This window comes from Alkalihalobacillus sp. AL-G, from assembly GCF_030643805.1.
In the GTDB taxonomy this organism is placed as follows: domain Bacteria; phylum Bacillota; class Bacilli; order Bacillales; family Fictibacillaceae; genus Pseudalkalibacillus.
Genome location: NZ_CP094656.1, coordinates 3,091,219 through 3,110,392 on the forward strand (window position 1 = coordinate 3,091,219; position 19,174 = coordinate 3,110,392).

Genomic DNA, 19,174 nt, shown 5'->3' on the forward strand with positions numbered 1-19,174 from the left:
ACCCTCATCAATACAACATCGATGAGGGTTTTTCGAGTGAAAAAAAGGGTTGAAAAACGACACTGGTGTCGATATAATAAAAAAGACACTAATGTCGTTTTTGGAACTAAGGAGGTTTTCACATGAAGAATTCTCTTTTACGAAACAAATCCTTTGTCGCTTTGATTTCCGCTCAAACCATTTCGAGCATTGGTGATTGGTTAAGCATTATCGCTATCTTTTCACTTGTAGGCTTACGCTGGGAGGCCACTCCATTTGAGATGTCGCTCGTGATTCTTTCGATGGCGTTGCCAATGGCCGTTATGGGAACAGTAGGCGGCGTTATTGCCGACCGAGTTGAACGTAAATTTCTTATGGTTGCTTCAGATGTCATCCGTGCGATCCTGATCATCATTATCAGTTTTGCTTCAAACCTATATGTCATTTACATTTGCCTCTTCTTTACTGGTCTGCTTTCTGCTCTATTTATGCCTGCCAAAAACGGAAAGCTGAAGGAAATTTTATCGGATACAGAAATCAAGCCCGCTATGGCAATCAGCTCAATGATCGATTCAGGCTCCAAGATTATTGGTCCATTGTTAAGCGGCTTACTCGTTACATTTGTCGGAATCATCCCGGTTTTTTATATTGATGCCCTGACATTTATCGTATCCGCCATCATCATCGTGTTGTTGCCAAAAGGAAACTTTGACACTGCAGCAGAACATGATACAGGTAAAAAGAAATCCTTTTCCCACGAGATTGTACTTGGTTTTCAATTCATCAGAAAAAATGCATTCCTTTTTTACGGGTTGATGTTATTGACAATAAGCCTTCTCGTTTTGCAGCTCGCAGACTCACAGATCGTCATTTTGTTCCGTGAGATTGAAAATGCGTCCCCATCTCTTTTAGGTACTGCAATCACCGGAACAGGTACTGGCATGCTCGTTGTAGGTGCTATCTTAAGTAAAAAGAACGAATACCCAGCGTTTCTGTATATTGTACTCGGCGTCGTCGGTGCTGGAGTCAGTTTCGCAAGTCTTGCAGCACTTACTGTATATAACACCCCGCTTCCTTTTTTATGGGCACCAGGAATCGCATTTGTTGCAGGATTGAGTGGTGGGTTGGTATTCATACCGTTTCAGGCAAATGTTCAGGTGGAAACGCCAGTTCATATGACTGGTCGAGTTTTCGGTCTAATCAATAGCATCATGATGACCGCTACAATCATTGGACCTATTCTTGGTGGATGGCTTGCTACTGAATTTGGTATAATACCTACATTCATAGCAACCGGTTCTTTACTAGCATGCATTGGATCAATTGCCTTTCTGAACCGGAATAGGGTTGAACGGAGTGATGGAGTTGTCACCGAAGGTCAGCGAGGAACACAAGCAAGAGCGTAGAAGTGATTTACTGAACGCAGCAAAACAAGTTTTTACCGAAAATGGATATGAAAAAACGACAATGAAGCATGTCATGAATAAAGCAAAAGTTAGTAGAGGGGGTCTATACTTTTACTTTTCGAACAAAGAAGATTTGTTCGAAGCGGTTTTAGATGAAGAACTAAAGGAAAATTTAAAAGAAGTCCATGAGTTGATCGAATCCTCAAATGAATGCTGGCCATTGTTGAAATTACTCATCAAAGGGGACGAAGATGAGCCTCCAACTGAACCGCTTGCCGAGAACCTAGGTCCAGTTATCATTGAGTTTTTCATAACAGGGCGTAATGATTCAAGGAGGATCCAGTACGCAAAGGAGAGGTACGAAAACGCGTTTCAATTTTTCCGTCCGATTATCGAAAAAGGAATCCGAAGCGGTGAATTTTCGCCGAAGGCACCTACTGATATCATCATTAGTACGATCCTTACATTCTCTGACGGGCTATGCATATTTAAAATACTGCTTAAGGATCATACATTACAATCCGATGAACAGGCTGATCTTTTCCTCGACTACTTACGTTATATTTTACAGGTGAAAGACTCCTGATTAAAAAGGATGTCCCGAACGCCTTTGGGACGTCCTTTAGACGTTACGCAGCATCCACTTAAGCAGCTCGTGTGTGACCTGTCGCTTTTTTCTCGGTGAAAAGTGATGATCATCCTCAAAATACCAGGTCACATATGATTTTTCGTGCCTCTTTAACGCTTCCTCTAATCGTAAAGCATGTTCAAATCCAACATTTTCATCATGGATACCATGGATGACCAGTACCGGAGCACGGATGGATCCAACCACAGACAATGGCGTCCGATTCTCATACCGTTCGGGATACTTATAGACAGATCCCCCAACAGCACGCTTCAGCATCTTGCGGAGATCGGTCCTCTCTTCGTAAGTGAGTTTCATATCAGATAGACCACCCCACACAACGACCGATTTCACGATATCGGGAAAATGTGCTGCGGTGAAAAGCGCCATTGCCCCACCTCTCGAAAAACCGAAAACATGCAACGAGTCGGTATCAACCACAGAATGACTCCCCAATACAGCTAACCCTTCATAGGCGTCGTAACGATCCTCCATACAAAAATCCTCGTGCCCTTCTCCGTCTTCATTACCACGGTAGTAGGGAGCTAAAACGACAAAGCCTCGAGAGGCAAACTGGATGATCCGAGCAACTCGTACTTTTCCGACCTGCTTAATCCCGCCTCGTAAATATAGCAATCCAGGATAGCGTCCTCCCCACGTCGGCTCTGCTAACAACCCTTTTACTCGGAGGCCCTGGCTTAAGTATGTCACGATGTATAACTTGATCTCCGAATGTGGAGATGGATATCGTTGCTTATGTATAAATGTTGGATTTTCCAATGTAACATCCCCTTGTTATTTCAGTAGGCGAACACACATGTTTATGTCCCTTCATAGACTAATACATCTATAAGTGTGTGGAGGGATAACGATGACCAAATGGTTTCGACGTTATATTATAGGAGCATTTACAGCAATATTCATACTATCACTTTTCGCAGTTGGGTGCTCAAACAACTCTGGTGCCGATAAAGTACGAGTTGCAGAGGTTACCCGATCGATTTTCTACGCTCCTCAGTACGTGGCGATTGAAAAAGGCTTTTTTGAAGAAGAAGGAATCGAAATCGAGCTGACAACCACATGGGGTGGAGATAAAACGATGACCGCCCTGTTATCAGACGGTGCTGATATTGCTCTCGTAGGCTCTGAAACATCAATCTATGTTTATGCACAAGGTACAAATGATCCTGTAATCAACTTCGCCCAGCTTACCCAAACCGACGGAACCTTCCTCGTTGCGAGAGAGAAGCCGGAGACGTTCTCATGGGAACAGCTGAAGGGCAGCACCTTCCTCGGACAACGAAAAGGCGGTATGCCCCAAATGGCCGGTGAATTTGCTCTAAAACAGCATGGTATCAACCCGCATGAAGATATGAACATGATTCAAAACGTAGATTACGCAAACATTCCGAACGCATTTGCGTCAGGTACGGGTGATTATGTACAGCTGTTTGAACCGACTGCAAGCCTATTTGAAATCGAGGGTGTTGGACACATTGTCGCTTCATTCGGTAAGGAATCCGGTAAAATTCCTTACACGACTTTTATGACAAAAGAAAGCTTCCTAAAGGATAACAAAGACGTAGTTGAACGTTTTACTCGCGCCTTATATAAAGCACAGCAGTGGGTAGACAGCCATAGTGCGAAAGAAATCGCAACCGTCATACAACCGTATTTTAAGGATACCCCGATCGATTTGATCGAAACCGTAACAGACCGCTACAAGAGTCAGCATAGCTTTGCAACAAACCCGATCCTTGACGTTGAGGAGTGGAACAACCTGCAAACGATTATGAATGAGGCGGGAGAACTCCCTCAAGAGGTCAAACACGACGTTCTCGTTAATACAGAAATAGCTGAAAGTGTCGCGAAATAAGCAAGGGGGGATAGAATTGTCGTTCTTAACCATTAAACACTTAACCCATGCCTATTTCTCAACAAAATCGATAACAACTGCTTTGGATGACATTTCACTCGAAATCGAGGAAGGAGAATTCGTTTCCTTCCTCGGCCCAAGCGGCTGTGGGAAAACAACCTTGCTATCCTTGATCGCGGGATTACTGAAACCTACATCAGGTACCATTACGATTGACCACCAGACAATAAAGAAGCCACATCGGAAAATCGGCTACATGTTTCAACAGGATTACCTACTACCTTGGAAAACGATTGAAGAGAATATTAACCTTGGATTGAAAATACGTGGAACGTTAAATGATTTTAACCGTTCCCTTGCCCTAGCACTGCTAGAGCAAATGAAGCTTAGTGATACTCGGGCAAAATTTCCTCACGAATTGTCAGGTGGAATGCGTCAGCGTGTTGCACTTGTTCGGACGCTAGCGACAAATCCATCGCTTTTGCTCTTAGATGAACCCTTCTCAGCACTCGATTACCAAACAAAGCTTAACCTTGAAAATCTTGTTTTTAAAACCTTAAAGGAACATAAAAAAACCGCCCTTCTCGTTACCCATGATATCGGGGAGGCGGTCGCAATGTCAGATCGGGTTCTTGTTTTTTCAGCTAACCCAGGAAAAATCAAATCGATTTACTCGGTACCAGAGCACCTGCAACGCATGAAACCGTTCGATGTAAGGCATCACGAAGACTATAAAGAGATCTTCCAGAGTATCTGGGAGGAGTTGAATCACCTTGAAAACACAAGTTGAACAATCATACCAGAACTTTTTACAGAAGGAACGCTCCACAAAAATACATGTTTTGTTTACCCAACTATGCATCCTGCTCGCGTTTATCATATTATGGGAAGTTGCATCTAGATTACAATGGATCAATCCACTTCTCTTCAGCTCACCATCGAGCATCAGTCAGCTGTTTTATGAAAAAGTCGTGGATGGAACTCTTTACGTACATGTTTTGGTCACCTTGTCTGAAACACTCGCTGGATTTGTTATCGCGACATTTCTCGGAACGACTCTCGCGGCTTTTCTCTGGTGGATTCCTTTCATGTCACGAGTCGCAGATCCATACTTAGTTGTCATGAATGCGATGCCAAAGGTTGCACTTGGTCCGATCCTGATTGTCGCACTCGGTCCAGGTTACTCCGCAATCATAGCAATGGGTGTATTGATCTCACTTATCATCACTACACTTGTCGTATACAACTCTTTTCGGGAAACCGATCCGAACTATATAAAAGTCGTTCAAATGTTTGGTGGGAACAAGAGGCAAATATTTAGAGAGGTCACATTACCAGCCGCTATTCCTGCCATCATATCTACGTTAAAAGTGAACGTCGGTCTTTCCTGGGTTGGTGTTATCGTCGGTGAATTTCTTGTTTCCAAACAAGGACTCGGCTATTTGATCATCTACGGCTTCCAAGTATTCAACTTTACCCTCGTCCTGCTCAGCCTGTTCATTATTGCAATTATGGCAACCATCATGTATACAGGGGTAGGCATTCTTGAGAGGCGACTCAGAAATCGATGAATAATCAATCATTATCGGTCAGAGTGGACAGATATTCTAGACTTCGTTGAAGAACTTGATCTTTCATCATAAAACTGTATTTGTTTTCCTTAAATGAACTCGGCAATTGTTTCATCATCAAAGGTCCATTTGTTTCAAAATAGTGGGCCTTTACTTTCATTTTCTCAATGGTTGCAAAGTAAATGTTTTTGATAATGGTACCACCTTTTCCTTTCACGCGGTATTGTCCAAGATAGGTTAACACATCAACAGTTGCACCGGTTTCTTCATAAACTTCTCGTACCGCGGCATCATCAGCTGTTTCGCCTTTCTCGACCTTACCTCCAGGAAACTCAATTCCTCTTCTCGGATGCTCGGTTAAAAGCCACTGCCCTTTAAACTGACAAATCACCCATACGTGCTTGGGTTCCTTTGAATAGGGAAGATCTGTAAAAGATAGTTCAACTGTATTTTGATAGTAATCTTGAAAGGTATATTGATTCATATTGTCATAACTCCAATTGTCATTTGCCTTATGTCCTAATGTATTTGTTTCATTCGAACACTTTCTTTTCAACTAGATGTTCAGCATCTTCTTTAAACTATTGTATGAAAACTAACAATCGATTGTCCAATATTCCTTAACTAATTTTAAAAAACTTGGCTAGCGCCAAGTTTTTGCCCTAAAGAAAGTGACTGGCCTAAACCACCCACTTTCTTAATTGTACGTATACTCAACATCGTTAATCTTCCATTTCCCATCCTGCTCTTTAAACGTTAAGTTGATTTTATAGTTTCCATATAGGTCTGATTTATTTATTTGGGTCAAGGTGTAGTTCTCTTCGCTTACTTCCGTCAAATCTGCTGGTTCGCCCATAATGATCCATGGTGGCAATTCAGTTGGTATGATGTACAGTTCACCATTCTTCTCTTCATATAATCCATCAACATAGTAACGTGCAATTTCAGGCGAGGAATATTGACTTAAGTATTCAACAAGTTGTTGTTTTGTCGTGAATGTCATTACTTTATATTCATCATCGGCTGGTTGGACGATTTCATCCATAAAGTGATCAGCAATTTGCAGAAAATCACCTTTTGTTGGTTGTTTCGGTTCGGGGGTATGGACAGTTGTATAAGTTTGTACCTTTTCTTTCGATTCTTCCTCAAGCTTTATCGAACTGGATGTCATTACTAGTTCAGCAGGAAGCTCAATTGGCTCCTTCGCAAATTCCTTTTTCGGAAGTTCACCCGACGTTACATTTTGTGGTGCAGAAGGTTGCCATAACCAAAATGCACCTAAAGCGATGACTAGACCTACTCCAAAAGATAAAATTCCTTTTCTCACTGCTCTCTCCCCCTTTATATCTTTTTAACTATCATTATTTTAAACAACTATTAGTAGTACTATACCTTTCCCTAACTATACGTAAACATTCCCTAAAAGTTCCATGTTAATTTATTACTGAATTCCATTGGTAGTGTGTAATCCCCTGCCTATTAATAGTGACTTATGACAAAAGGACTAAAAAAATCGTTCGTCAATATTTTCGTCTTTTTAGACATCGTGTAGAATTTGCATTTGTTTTCATGGAATAATGAAAAATCATGACGAATCATGGCATGTTGATCTAATTGTGTATGAATAAAAAGGTTGACTCCATCAGTGTTCGGACTCCTACCAACATTAAGCTGTTGAATGTAAGAAAGTACCGACACTCTTGTTGGGTCAACCTCGTTCAGGTCATTAATTCTTTTATTATGTTTTCGCAGTTTTCTGTAAAATCACGAAATCCTAGCCTGTCTATTCTGAAAATAGGTGAATCGACAAGACTGTGAGTATATAAGATTTCAACCTGTTGATAAACCCGGAACAGTTGATCAGCTAGTTTAGGATCCAACTTTGCAATTTCATACTTTACTTCATCCCATTCATCCAGACGAAAATTATACACTTTTCCAAACACTTTTTCTGTACCCTGGATCTCTACATTCCCATGTTCTAAAAAATCCTGTAAACTGCCACCATTTTGAGGTACTTTACGTAAATATAATTTCAGATTATCCTGTAATTCCTGCATCAAAGTGGTTTTTGCAAGTTCCTTCGCTGTTTGCTGCCTTTGAATTAAATCTTCTTTCATCCTTAATTTTTGTCTAAAATAAACAGCACCTAAGGTAGAGAAAACACTGACTACCATGGACACTAAAAAATAGGTCCACTCCATGTTAAAACCTCCAGCTTGTACTCCCCCATTACATTATATGACTAAGACAACTATTGGAACTCAACTTTTGAACAAATAAGAAAAAAGAGGCTGACTCAGCTTCAGCCCCCTTCAACGCTTCCTTCTTTTCGGTACAATTCTATATTTTCCGAACTCATACAAGCCTGTTGCTGCTAATCCAGCTATTCCACCAGCCCAAATTCTTAACACCCAATCTAAGTCTGTTAATGGGTATGCCAACAAACCAACTGCGATTCCGATTAATAAACTAACTAAGGAAACGTAACGCTTTGAAATATGAACCGTTCGTTTTACCACTTCAGTTAAGCCCGTTACTATCGGGGCCATTACGGAGGCAAACAATAAAACCTGTTCTATCATTGGACATTCCCCCCATTCAAGTGTGTTCAAAAAGTGGACAAATCAGCAGCAAGTGGATTTTTGATTAATATTCCACGCGATTACACCGCTGCCCTCTTTTTATCTTCAAAATGGTCTAATCGTATGAATTAAGCATATGGTTATTATATTTTGAAAAAACCATTCCTAGAACGATTGGCAAACCTATGCGATTTCATAATCCTTTGAAGAGGAAGATTCAATCTCTTAAAAGGATGAATGAAGTCTTTGAACTAATTTTATTGAAGTAATGTATTGATGCTGTAAAAATTAGGATTTAGATGAATACTTCTCCTAGTTCAATGAAACAATGAATGTAGAAGCATTTGTTCAAAATTCTTTTATCATATGGTTCGATTTTGAACAACTATAAGAAGTGTAAATTTAAGAACTATAGGAGTGGAAAAATGACAAAAGAATACGACCTTTATCTTATTCAATTAGAAAATAACAAAATGAATTGGTGGGATTATGCAAGAAAAGTTCCGACTGAATGCAGACCACCTATATACTCCAACTATTGGACGTATTTGAGGAATCGGAAAAGTGCATCGAAACGTTGGATTAAAGAAGCTGAATGGCGAATGGAAGCAAGGAGAAAAGGGTTACTTGACTCATAAGTATAGCTGAAAGCTGATGGGCTAAATACATTCTGAACGCATAAAGAAAACTCGGCGATTGCCGAGCCTTAAGGCGAAAGCAGAGTCGTAGTTGCCCTTATACTATAGAAAGTATTTATACTTTCTTAACGTGCAAAGGACTGACCCCCCAGTCAGTCCTTATTAAAAGAGTAATACTAGTTTAACAACCAGCTTTATGTAGTCTCACAAACAAATCGTTTAATTTACGAATTCTCTTTTCTTCACTATTCTTTTGCCCTGTTTCAATATCAGTCAGCTCGCAGCTTACCAATTCAGAAGCGTATTTTTGTTGGATCACCACATCTAATAGTAATGCCTTTTCTTCATCAGACAATCTCAACATCGTTGAAGTACTCATATCCATCCCCCTTAAAAGTTCCTTACTAACATTATAAACATATAAGGTTGATGTAGAAAGGGTTTTTAACGAATAATCACCCAATCTAAATATTGGAAATAGATGAAACACTTGTCACGTAAGGCTTTAGACCGTTTTTAGTATATTGAATTTTTTCAAAATATTTAAATTCCTATTATTTCTATAGGTGATATATTATCCCAATAAAACAAAAAACGACAAGATTTCATCGTACGAAAAAAGGATGACCATAATCAATCAGTCACCCATATAAACAAGTCGTGCATTCACAACAACTGCTTATTAATAATCTCATCACCTTTTTAGACACCGTTATGTAATGAAACTAGATAAACCCATAGAACGGCGCCGCAAAATATTCCAGCATTGAACAGCATGTTGAACCAGCGTTCAGAAATGCCTTTTACAACCGTTTTGATGAACACCAGAATACTCGTATACCCAATTAAAAACATAGCCATCGGCAATAAGACTTGATAAGAAGTCATTCCATTCCAACTCCCTCATCAAACATCTCATAAACCGAAGAAAAGCGAAATCGTGATGGCAGCTGGCTGGCATATTGCTTGTCCGCAATGAAGCCCCTTTAGCTTTGCGACGCCATTTTTCAATGGGTTTGCCTTTATCCTACGATTTATAAGATATCCCCTTTTTTCAGAATCTTATGTATATTATACTATTTATGACGAAATTTGTCATCCCTTAGTTAGTATTTACTATGTTTTATTTCAAAAGAGGTGAATCGAATGAAACTTTCAAAGTCCTTTTATGAACAACCAACCTTGCAACTCGCAAAGGAATTACTCGGAAAAGAAGTGATCTATGAAAGTGAAAATGGGCAAGTCGGAGGACGAATCGTAGAGGTAGAGGCATACAAAGGTCCTGAGGATAAAGCCGCACATTCCTTCGGAGGACGAAGAACAACACGGACGGAAATCATGTTTGGACCTCCTGGATTTATTTATATGTTTCTTATTTACGGAATGCACAACTGTTTTAATATTGTATCGGGACCAGAGGGAAAACCGGAGGCGATTCTGATTCGGGCGATCGAACCAACGATAGGTGTTGAAACGATGCTGCAAAATCGATTTCCGAACGTACATACATTTAAAAATTCGCATTTAAAAACACTTACGAACGGGCCTGGAAAACTCTGTAAAGCACTGGGAATAACGATGAAGCAATATGGATGGTCATTAACCAATTCTCCAGTCATGGTCACCGAGGGAACAGATGTATATGAATCCGAAATTTCAATAGGTCCGAGAATCAACATCGATTATGCAGGAGAACACATCCATCTGCCCTGGCGCTTTTGGATAACGGACAACGCTTTCGTGTCAAAGTAAGGTACGGGATTTTACCACTGGAGGTTTTAGTGGATAGATTGGAATTTAAAGGAATAGATCAACGCTAAGACGGATCGGATCAATACCTGTTAAAAAGGTCGCCATCTAATCTCTCTTCGACGAGGAATTCGAATGACAACCTTCCTTTTTCCCAAAATCAATGTGATGGATTGAATTCCTTTATTTCTAAGTCCTCTTCAGAAAGATCCTGTTTTTCCTTGGAACTCACTGACATTAGTCCAATCAATTGAGCTACCTTCTTTTTTCGGTTCGTATAACGGAACAGTATTATTAAATACCAGAAAGCAATAATCGTACCCGTTTTCAATACGAGCTCAAGACTTAGTGCAATTCGATCAAAATCGATAATATTTAAAATATAGGATGCGGCAATCCCGAATAGGAACGCTACAACCCAAACCCCTGGGCGTAAATCCCGATAGCCTCTATAAAGCGTACGTACAAATGAGGTGAGCAGTCCTAATTCTGTTGTATTGTACTGATGAAGTCGATTTTTCGTAAATTTCAAATCTGGTCCGATCCCATTCGAGCGTTTTTTATCGCTCAACTCTCGGAAAAACAATTCGAAATCTATGAAACTTGCAAGGCTGTTTTCAATCTTACGATGCATATAGTTGTGATACATATACCAACGATAGACAATTTCTGCAATTCTTAACGTACTGTAAAGAAGTAAAGTGACAAGAGCAAATTGAATCCAGAAGTTTTCTAGTAGAAAATCAAGAAATGCCCAAGTCATCATTATCAATGTCTCGATTTTTGTCAGGAATAATGAAATCACAAGTAGTATGAGATCTGCAAATGTATCCACGATTGTAGCCTCCTGTTATCCCAGTTAACTCCATCATATCATTTTTCAAGTCAATTGATGACAAACTTTTACAAAATGACGAAAATTTTCTCAAGGCTGATACCCCCCTATCCTCATCCCAAACAGGCGAAAACTATGTATGGGTACAGTAGATAAACTTAATCCACTTTGGAGGTATGAAATAATGAGAATCGTGTTTTTTGAAAAAGGGGAATTAATGATTATTGTAGGTTCTTCAAAGCTAAAAGGAGAACTCACTATAGAACAGATTAGATCAGAGAGTGAAAAGAAGTCGAAAGAGCTCTCGCAGCTACTCGGACGTGAGATCGGTTTTATGATCGACATGAACGGTAAGTTGAACTCCGAAATGCCAATTAAATAGGAAAAAGGACCACTGAGTGAGGGTGCATGTGCCTCACTCGGTTTTTCGTTTAATGAGGTGGGTTTCAAGTTTATAATTCAACCATTTCATAATGACAATCTGTCCAAACGAAAAAGAGAGCAGCCGGATTGACGCCACCCTCATTTTTACATTACTCAATCAGTTTTCAAGCAAAAGCCCTTGTTCCCTCATTCCATCGATGACCCGGTTCGACAATAGTTCATATCCCTTTGGATTTGGATGAATGTAATCACTGAAGTACTCTTCTTTGTTTTTATGAAGATATACCTTGTTCGTAGGAATGAAAATCGTGTTAGGATACTCCTTCGTCATCGTGAACGTTGTGTTGTTCCATTTTTTAAGTATCCCGCTGATCTGATCATGATTCAACAGACTTCCATATGGATCGTACATTCCAAGTAATATTAAGGGTGAATGACGGTTATCCCTTCGGATTTGGCCAATCAACTGATATAGATTATTTTCAAATTGCTTTCTCTTTCGTTCCATCTCTAATGGATTGATCGTTTGGAAATCCCGTCTTGCTGCCTGAATAAAATCGTTTGTTCCGACAAATAAAAACACATAATCTGCCGTACGAATCGATTGTTGAGCTTTCGCGTTTTGAATGTGGACCATGATTTGGTCTGTCCGATATCCACGAACGGCATACCGCTGTACCGAGACCTCTTTATTCCAAGCAAGACTTAAATGCTCTTTAACACGCCCGATGTAGCCTACGCTTTTCGGGTCTCCGCTCCCATAGGTCAGAGAATCCCCGATTGCAACTACTTGTACTGCATTTGGATCTTGAGCAGCAGTCGTGGACAACTTATTATCAATGTATTGAATCGCGATGATGATGCCAATCAGACAGCCTATCCATACGCAAAGTCGTATTGTTTTTTGCAGCACAGCTTGTTTCCTCAATTCTGACCCTTACGAACCTCTTAGTATGTGTTTAAAATGAAGGTTTTTGAACAACCTTTAATAATCATTATTCAGATAATCATTCTTCGTATAACCATACTCTTCCCATAAATGATAGACATCGTGGTCGATTGTGTCAACAGAAATGAACCGTTTCACTAATGCACATACCCCGACTGTCCCTAATATAAATGCAAAACAAGAGAGTACCGCAGATGTCATCCTTTCTCCCCCTCCTTCCACAAAACTGATTAGAACATTTTATGGGGAGAAAAAGTATTGTAGAACAGATGATATGCTGGATTCAGGAATGAACGACAGGGTGATTTGATAAAACTTCCTCGATTTTAAGTTCATCCATCGGTCGGTAAAAATGGAATCCTTGGACCTCATTGCATCTTTGTTGCTTCAAAAAGGCAAATTGCTCGGCTGATTCGACCCCTTCTGCCACTACACGCATTTTCATGCTATGACCTAACATGATGACTGCACTCGATATCGCTGCCTCGTCAGATCCATTTGCGATTCCTTTTACAAACGATTGATCGATTTTTAATGAGTGTACCTGAAACTTTTTCAAATAGCTTAATGATGAATAGCCTGTTCCAAAATCGTCGATCGCAATCCGAACACCCATTTGATGCAGCTGATCAAGGCTTTGAATAATACTATCCTCATATTTCATCAGAGTGCTCTCCGTTATTTCAATCTCGAGCCACTTACCATCCATCCCTGTATCGGTCAATACATTACATATAGATGCTGCTAGTTGTCTTTGAAGGAATTGCCTAGCTGAAAAATTAACCGCAATCCGTATCGGTCTAAACCCTTTTTCCTGCCACTCTTTGTTTTGTTTACATGCACACTCAAGCACCCAATTGTCAATTTGAACGATTAAACCTGTCTCTTCAGCAAGCGGGATAAACTCTCCTGGAGACAGGGTTCCCCACTTTGGGTGGTTCCACCGTACTAACGCTTCCACAGCGATAATCTCTTTTGTGTTGACATCTAATCGAGGCTGATAATGAAGTATGAATTCATCGTTTTCGATAGCCTTATGTAGTTCATTTTCAAGCACTAACCGATCATATTGATTCACATTGATCGACGGCTTGTAAAACTGAAACGAATTTCTACCCTTTTCTTTTGCTCGATACATCGCCATGTCTGAATAGACTAGAAGCGTTTCAGCATCTTCCCCATCATCGGGGTAAAGTGCAATACCGATACTGGTAGAAATCCGAAATTCATGTTCGTCAATCAGTAATGGCTCCTCAAAGATTTGCAATATTTCCTGAGCTAAATACACGACGGTACTCGTATTGTGAATACACGGCATGAGTACAGTAAATTCATCTCCACTCATTCGGTAGACCATTCCCGTATCTTGCAGTACATCACGTAATCTTGAAGCAATCACTTGCAAAACACGATCACCGAATGCATGACCTAATGAATCATTTATAACCTTGAAACGATCCATATCAAGAAAAAGAACCCCAATCACCTCATTGCTGTGACGACATTTTTCAATCATTCGGTCAAGGTCCTCCTGAAATTTCCTCCGGTTCGGCAAACCTGTTAATGAATCGTGATAAGCCATTTCTTTAATCGTTTCCTCCGTTTTCTTCCGTTCTGTAATATCCCGAGCAACTACCACGACTTGTTTGACCTGATTCGAATCCGATAGAACCGGTACAGCTCTTGCTTCGATAACGATGTATACCCCCGATTCATGCTGGTATCTGCATTCTACATCCTGCTTTGTTTTCGTTACAATCATCGTTTGAAAGCTGTTCATGACGTTTTGCCTATCATCTTCATGAATATGTACCAAAAAGGAGTTCCCTAGATTCGCAGTCTTTCCGAATATTTTACGGTAGGAAGGTGAAACATAGTTTACTTTTCCTTTAGGATCCAGCGTTACAATCAAATCAAGCATGTTTTCATTAATAATCCGAAAGCGAGCTTCACTATCTTTGAGGGCTTGCTTTGTTTGTCTTTGTTCAATAGCAAGTACAGCGAGGTCAGTGTACATTTTGATCAAACGTTCGTCACCTGATGATGGAATGCGCTGCTTCAAGCTATAAACCGTAACAATTCCAAGCAGCTCTTCTTTACTTGAGAGAATCGGCATTACCCAATATGCATTTATTTTGTGCTCTGAAAAGAAATGATGCAGGTGTGCACATAGTGGATCATTTTCAATATCCTCAATAACGACAGGCTCCTTTAAGATGGCCGCCTTTCCACATCCGCTCACGTTTTCGCCAAGTACCATTTCAGAAAGCTGCATTGCGTACTCCTCGTTTATGGTAGGTGCGGTTGCAAGCTGCAAGACATTTTTTTCCTTTGAATAGAGATGAACCGTACATAATACGTCGTTAATATGACCTTCAAGTGTCTTTACAGTAACTTCAAGAATTTCTTCGAGCATTGTGTCGGTAGCAATCAGTTCAAAGATCCGCTTCTGCCCTTTAAGCTGGGCTTCCATCTCTTTTTGCTGCTGAATTTCGTGATTTTTGTTCGTCACATCACGAACTGCTGCGAGGATATGACTGCACTCCCCTTCTTCATTAAAAATGGGGGTTAAAATGGTTTCTCCGATCATTTTTACGTTGTTCGTGTGGGTTTCTACCTCGTAATGATAGGGAACCTTCGTTTGATAAGCAATTTCATATGCCCTTTGAAGCTTGCTGAACACCCCTTCAGGTAAGACCTCTTCCATCAGTTTTCCGAAAGAAGCCTGTGACATCCCTGAATACTTTAATGCCGTTTCATTTGCTGTGATATATCGGAATTTTGGCCCTTCTTCTACTTCCATTAGAAAAACCATATCCAAAAAACTGTTAAAAATCTTTTGCAGATGATCTGCTGGAATTCGATTAAACATACGCCCACGTTCCCCTAAATAAAATTCTTTTGTTTTCGACATATTTTTCATTATTCTACCTATATTGTATACAAGTTAGGAAAATATTGAAAGTTAAGGAAATAATTTTTCCTATTTGTTTTGACCAAAACTTAGCGGTTTAGTGATATTTACTCATTTTTACATATTTTTCTTTTATTCCGTAAAAGATAGAAGAGGAAATTGATCAAGTAAAGAAGGAGAAATTACTATGACAAAAAAGAAGCTATCTATGTTTTCCGTAGTTGTAATTGTATTGGGAATGATCACTGCTTGTGGGAGCCAAGATACAGCAAAAGCAGAAGGTACAGATGTTAAGCCGGTAAACGTTACAAACATCAAAGGGAAGAACTTAGATCAAAAAGCTCCGGCTACTGCTATGGCAGAGCTCTATAATGCTAAGAAAGAAAAGGTTGGCACTGCCCATCTTACAGAATCGAAGGAAGGGGTTAAAATTCATATTATGGCTTCTACCCTTTCACCTGGACCCCATGGATTCCACATTCATAAAGTAGCAAAGTGTATAGCACCGGATTTCGAGTCTGCTGGGGAGCATTTTAACCCGGGTAAGAAGGAACATGGATTTGAAAACCCGAAAGGATTCCATGCAGGTGATTTACCAAACATCGATGTAAACAAAGATGGCATGGTTAAAGCCACCGCTGTTACTAAAAATGTGACCTTACAAAAAGGTAAACCAAATTCACTTTTTGATAAGGACGGCAGTGCGATAGTGATCCATGAAAAGCCAGACGATTACAAAACTGATCCTGATGGTAAAGCAGGTAAACGTGTTGCTTGTGGAGCGATCCAGCCTGCAGCACATTAAATGGATGACTAAAAAAACTGAGTGGAGAACCATTTCCACTCAGTTTTTCTTTTCACGTATAGATTTGTAGTTCAGTACGATGCTGTTCAAGGATTTGTCTTGATATGTCATAACCAATACCTGCCTGCTCAGAACAATGGATTGAGCCACGGTCGACAATAATTTCCGGCTCGATGATATCTTCCCTCCAATAATTCGCAGAGGCTGATATATCTCCTGGAATCGTAAAACCATCCAAGGTAGCAAGGGCAATGTTGTGAGCACGTCCGATTCCGGTTTCCAGCATCCCTCCTGCCCAAACACGCAAGCCATTCTTCAAACAGAGATCATGAATCCTTTTCGCTTCGGAAAGTCCTCCAACACGACTCATTTTAATCGTAATGACTTGTGCGCTTCCGAGTTCGATTGCAGTCCGGACATCATCGAGTGAACAAATACTTTCATCGAGACAAATTGGTGTGGACATCTGTTGTTGTAATTTCGCATGATCTACAAAATCCAGATACCTGAGCGGCTGCTCGATCATCATAAGATTGAACGGATCGAATCGCTTCAACCGATCAGTGTCATTCAATGTATATCCTGAGTTAGCATCTACCATTAAAGGGATATCAGGATATGTTTCACGGATTGATTCAATGACATCGATATCTGTTCCCGGCTGTATCTTTATTTTTATCCGTTTATACCCTTGTTCAACAGCACCTTCCACTTTTTTTAAAAGCGTAGGTTTATCCGTTTGCAGTCCAATAGCAATCCCTACCTCAATTTGATCCCTCGTTCCACCGAGTACTTCATATAATGGCTTATTTTGACTCTTGGCGTACCCATCCCAGAGGGCGGTTTCCAAACACGATTTAGCCATATGGTGCCCACGGAATTGAGAGGTCAGCTTCGATAACTCATCTGGATGTTGAAAATTCCGCTGATTTAACATTGCGGGTATAAGAAATGTTGAAAGGGCATAGCGGCAGGTTTCCGTTGTCTCCTCTGTATACCAAGGTAAACGAAAGGCAGAGCACTCACCCCAACCGATGATCCCACATTCAAATTCAACCTCACTAATCAAAAAGGGTCTGTTTTCGACTTTGCCGAGAGCCGTTACAAATGGATTTTTTAACTGAAGCTCGATCGTATGAATGGTAATTTTTTTAACGTTCATCATGTACATTTTCACCCTTCAATAGGGATTGGAGGTCTCGTCTTACTAATTTATTGGATGCATTTCGCGGCAACGAGTCAACAATCTGAATTCTTTGAGGGGCTTTATACTTGGCTAAATGCTCCTCGCAATGAGCGATAAGTTGATCCGTCGTTACATGTGCTCCCTTTTTCAAAACGATGAAAGCAGCTGGAACCTTCCCCCATTTCTCACTATCAACCCCAGAAACACCGGCTTCAGCTACAGCTTCATGTCCGATTAAGCACGCTTCGATTTCAGCAGGATAAACATTTTCACCGCCGGATATGAATAAGTCCTTTCTTCGGTCAAGGACATAAAGGAAGCCTTCTTCATCAAGGTAACCGACATCACCAGTAGCCAGCCAGCCGTCATGAAACGTTTCCTTATTAACGGTCTCTTTTTTGTAATAGCCCTTGGTAACGTTTGGCCCTTTGATAAAAATTTCCCCCTCACTCTGATCTGTTTCAGAAACAATTTTAAGTTGCGAGGGAAGTAAAGGTTTGCCCGCCGAACCTAGCTTTCGCAAACTATCTTCTGGTGCCAGTGTAACAATTTGCGAGGCAGACTCCGACAAACCGTACGTTTGAAAGACGGGCACATTCATTGCTTTACACGCATCTAAAAGTGGGAGCGGCGCTGGTCCTCCACCTAAAAGCATACACCTGAACGATGCCGGGTACGGAGCACCGTTTTCCCGGTCAAGTGCATTTGAAAGCATGACTGTCACAACCGAAGCGATCGTAATCCGATCCTGATGAATGGATTGATTGAATGTAAAAGGATCAAACGATTGATGCAAAACAATTGCCGTTCCATACATCACACTTCGCATGACAATCGATAATCCACTCACATGAAAAAGTGGAACACAGCATAGCCATCTGTCACCTTCATGTATCCCGAGATTAAGTGCAGATCCTGTTGCACTCCACCAGTGATTGCCATACGTCAGCATAACACCCTTCGCTTTTCCAGTCGTTCCTGACGTGTAAATGATCGAGTGCAAGGAATCAAGGTGAATCGTTTCCTCGGTTCGAGCATCCCTTTGTTTGGCGTTCTTCACATCATCGATAAAAAATGTCTGATCAAACTGTAACTCATCAGCTAGCTTTGAATGTTGTAGGTCTACAATCAGCCAATCCGTGTCTGAATCATCAAGCTGATAGGTTAATTCATATGGAGATAGGCGCACGTTTAAGGGAACCATCACCGCATTCAGGTAATGGATCGCATGGATCAGAATGACAGTTTCTGGGCAATTCCCCATTAAAAACGCAACATGTTGCCCATGTTCCACACCTATTCCTGATAGCTGGTTGGCCAAATGTCTTGAAGCTTGATCCAGTTCCTCATACGACCATTCCTTACCTTCATAGACGAGAGCGGTGCGAGTTGGCGTAATATAGGCTCGTTGCCCTAACCAATTTCTCATTTCTTGACTCGACATCGTAAATTTTCCTCCAAAAATCGATAATGCGGTAAAGAATTCACTGGAATTGAAGTGAATTCTTCCTTATTTAACTCTCAATTCATATACAAAACCGATAAATCGATCACTGAATGAAATATATCAACCACGGAATGCGATATATCGACCACAAATCGAATTATATCGACCACGGAATGCAATATATCGACCACGCATGGTAAAAAGGTCCCGATCGATCCGCTA

22 protein-coding genes and 1 riboswitch are annotated in these 19,174 nt (G+C 40.6%); of the genes, 9 read left to right on the plus strand and 13 right to left on the minus strand.

Annotated elements, in window-relative coordinates; genetic code table 11:
* Window positions 1-122 precede the first annotated feature (122 nt).
* Window positions 123-1,385, plus strand: coding sequence for an MFS transporter (locus MOJ78_RS15790; RefSeq protein WP_304978290.1), 1,263 nt, complete (start codon window positions 123-125; stop codon window positions 1,383-1,385).
* Window positions 1,339-1,971, plus strand: a complete 633-nt coding sequence (locus MOJ78_RS15795) for a TetR/AcrR family transcriptional regulator (protein WP_304981280.1) — start codon at window positions 1,339-1,341, stop codon at window positions 1,969-1,971. Before MOJ78_RS15790 ends, MOJ78_RS15795 begins: the two co-directional genes overlap by 47 nt.
* 36 nt (window positions 1,972-2,007) lie before the next feature.
* Here the strand turns inward: MOJ78_RS15795 and MOJ78_RS15800 are convergent, their stop codons facing one another.
* Complete coding sequence (locus MOJ78_RS15800; RefSeq protein WP_304978291.1) at window positions 2,008-2,793, minus strand: alpha/beta hydrolase family protein; 786 nt, start codon at window positions 2,791-2,793, stop codon at window positions 2,008-2,010.
* A 91-nt stretch (window positions 2,794-2,884) separates the two neighbouring features.
* On the opposite strand from MOJ78_RS15800, the gene MOJ78_RS15805 reads away from it, so the two are divergent.
* The 3 genes from MOJ78_RS15805 to MOJ78_RS15815 are packed head-to-tail and all read left to right on the plus strand — an operon-like array spanning window position 2,885 to window position 5,460.
* Window positions 2,885-3,889: an ABC transporter substrate-binding protein gene (locus MOJ78_RS15805; protein ID WP_304978292.1), complete on the plus strand. Its 1,005-nt coding sequence runs from the start codon at window positions 2,885-2,887 to the stop codon at window positions 3,887-3,889.
* 16 nt (window positions 3,890-3,905) lie between these two features.
* Window positions 3,906-4,679 (plus strand): ABC transporter ATP-binding protein, encoded by a 774-nt coding sequence (locus tag MOJ78_RS15810; protein WP_304978293.1) that lies wholly within the window; start codon window positions 3,906-3,908, stop codon window positions 4,677-4,679.
* A gap of 43 nt (window positions 4,680-4,722) precedes the next feature.
* Complete coding sequence (locus MOJ78_RS15815; protein ID WP_370529821.1) at window positions 4,723-5,460, plus strand: ABC transporter permease; 738 nt, start codon at window positions 4,723-4,725, stop codon at window positions 5,458-5,460.
* 4 nt (window positions 5,461-5,464) lie between these two features.
* Here MOJ78_RS15815 and ytkD read toward each other — a convergent pair whose 3' ends face one another.
* The 4 genes from ytkD to MOJ78_RS15835 form a co-directional block, all read right to left on the minus strand.
* Entirely contained in the window at window positions 5,465-5,944 is a 480-nt protein-coding gene (ytkD, locus tag MOJ78_RS15820) for an RNA deprotection pyrophosphohydrolase (protein WP_304978295.1), read from the minus strand.
* 213 nt (window positions 5,945-6,157) lie between these two features.
* Window positions 6,158-6,787, minus strand: a complete 630-nt coding sequence (locus tag MOJ78_RS15825) for a hypothetical protein (protein WP_304978296.1) — start codon at window positions 6,785-6,787, stop codon at window positions 6,158-6,160.
* Window positions 6,788-7,178: 391 nt separating this feature from the next.
* On the minus strand, window positions 7,179-7,664 hold the full coding sequence (locus MOJ78_RS15830) for a hypothetical protein (protein WP_304978297.1): 486 nt from the start codon (window positions 7,662-7,664) through the stop codon (window positions 7,179-7,181).
* A gap of 111 nt (window positions 7,665-7,775) precedes the next feature.
* A complete protein-coding gene (locus tag MOJ78_RS15835; RefSeq protein ID WP_370529726.1) occupies window positions 7,776-8,045 on the minus strand; it encodes a holin in 270 nt (89 codons plus the stop codon).
* Between the two features lie 425 nt (window positions 8,046-8,470).
* Between MOJ78_RS15835 and MOJ78_RS15840 the strand changes: the two genes are divergently transcribed.
* Complete coding sequence (locus MOJ78_RS15840; protein ID WP_304978298.1) at window positions 8,471-8,683, plus strand: hypothetical protein; 213 nt, start codon at window positions 8,471-8,473, stop codon at window positions 8,681-8,683.
* Between the two features lie 181 nt (window positions 8,684-8,864).
* Here MOJ78_RS15840 and abbA read toward each other — a convergent pair whose 3' ends face one another.
* Together abbA and MOJ78_RS15850 are read right to left on the minus strand one after the other, a co-directional pair.
* The gene (gene abbA, locus MOJ78_RS15845) at window positions 8,865-9,062 is read right to left on the minus strand and encodes an antirepressor AbbA (RefSeq protein WP_370529727.1); all 198 of its coding nucleotides are present in this window, start codon (window positions 9,060-9,062) and stop codon (window positions 8,865-8,867) included.
* A 323-nt stretch (window positions 9,063-9,385) separates the two neighbouring features.
* On the minus strand, window positions 9,386-9,571 hold the full coding sequence (locus MOJ78_RS15850) for a hypothetical protein (RefSeq protein WP_304978299.1): 186 nt from the start codon (window positions 9,569-9,571) through the stop codon (window positions 9,386-9,388).
* A gap of 54 nt (window positions 9,572-9,625) precedes the next feature.
* A riboswitch (cyclic di-GMP riboswitch) is annotated at window positions 9,626-9,714 on the minus strand.
* A gap of 115 nt (window positions 9,715-9,829) precedes the next feature.
* Between MOJ78_RS15850 and MOJ78_RS15855 the strand changes: the two genes are divergently transcribed.
* A complete protein-coding gene (locus MOJ78_RS15855; protein ID WP_304978300.1) occupies window positions 9,830-10,435 on the plus strand; it encodes a DNA-3-methyladenine glycosylase in 606 nt (201 codons plus the stop codon).
* Window positions 10,436-10,592: 157 nt separating this feature from the next.
* On the opposite strand, the gene MOJ78_RS15860 is transcribed toward MOJ78_RS15855, so the two are convergent.
* Window positions 10,593-11,267, minus strand: coding sequence for a hypothetical protein (locus MOJ78_RS15860; protein WP_304978301.1), 675 nt, complete (start codon window positions 11,265-11,267; stop codon window positions 10,593-10,595).
* Window positions 11,268-11,451: 184 nt separating this feature from the next.
* Here MOJ78_RS15860 and MOJ78_RS15865 point away from each other — a divergent pair, with 184 nt between their 5' ends.
* Complete coding sequence (locus MOJ78_RS15865; RefSeq protein WP_304978302.1) at window positions 11,452-11,649, plus strand: hypothetical protein; 198 nt, start codon at window positions 11,452-11,454, stop codon at window positions 11,647-11,649.
* A gap of 159 nt (window positions 11,650-11,808) precedes the next feature.
* On the opposite strand, the gene MOJ78_RS15870 is transcribed toward MOJ78_RS15865, so the two are convergent.
* The 3 genes from MOJ78_RS15870 to MOJ78_RS15880 form a co-directional block, all read right to left on the minus strand.
* A complete protein-coding gene (locus MOJ78_RS15870; protein WP_304978303.1) occupies window positions 11,809-12,579 on the minus strand; it encodes a GDSL-type esterase/lipase family protein in 771 nt (256 codons plus the stop codon).
* Between the two features lie 57 nt (window positions 12,580-12,636).
* Window positions 12,637-12,801 (minus strand): hypothetical protein, encoded by a 165-nt coding sequence (locus MOJ78_RS15875; RefSeq protein ID WP_304978304.1) that lies wholly within the window; start codon window positions 12,799-12,801, stop codon window positions 12,637-12,639.
* An 82-nt stretch (window positions 12,802-12,883) separates the two neighbouring features.
* Entirely contained in the window at window positions 12,884-15,472 is a 2,589-nt protein-coding gene (locus MOJ78_RS15880; protein ID WP_304978305.1) for an EAL domain-containing protein, read from the minus strand.
* Window positions 15,473-15,701: 229 nt separating this feature from the next.
* Between MOJ78_RS15880 and MOJ78_RS15885 the strand changes: the two genes are divergently transcribed.
* Window positions 15,702-16,319, plus strand: a complete 618-nt coding sequence (locus MOJ78_RS15885) for a superoxide dismutase family protein (RefSeq protein ID WP_304978306.1) — start codon at window positions 15,702-15,704, stop codon at window positions 16,317-16,319.
* Window positions 16,320-16,371: 52 nt separating this feature from the next.
* Here the strand turns inward: MOJ78_RS15885 and menC are convergent, their stop codons facing one another.
* Both menC and MOJ78_RS15895 read right to left on the minus strand, forming a co-directional pair.
* Window positions 16,372-17,484 (minus strand): o-succinylbenzoate synthase, encoded by a 1,113-nt coding sequence (gene menC, locus MOJ78_RS15890; protein ID WP_370529728.1) that lies wholly within the window; start codon window positions 17,482-17,484, stop codon window positions 16,372-16,374.
* Window positions 17,471-18,949, minus strand: a complete 1,479-nt coding sequence (locus MOJ78_RS15895; RefSeq protein ID WP_304978307.1) for an o-succinylbenzoate--CoA ligase — start codon at window positions 18,947-18,949, stop codon at window positions 17,471-17,473. Before MOJ78_RS15895 ends, menC begins: the two co-directional genes overlap by 14 nt.
* Window positions 18,950-19,174: the final 225 nt, after the last annotated feature.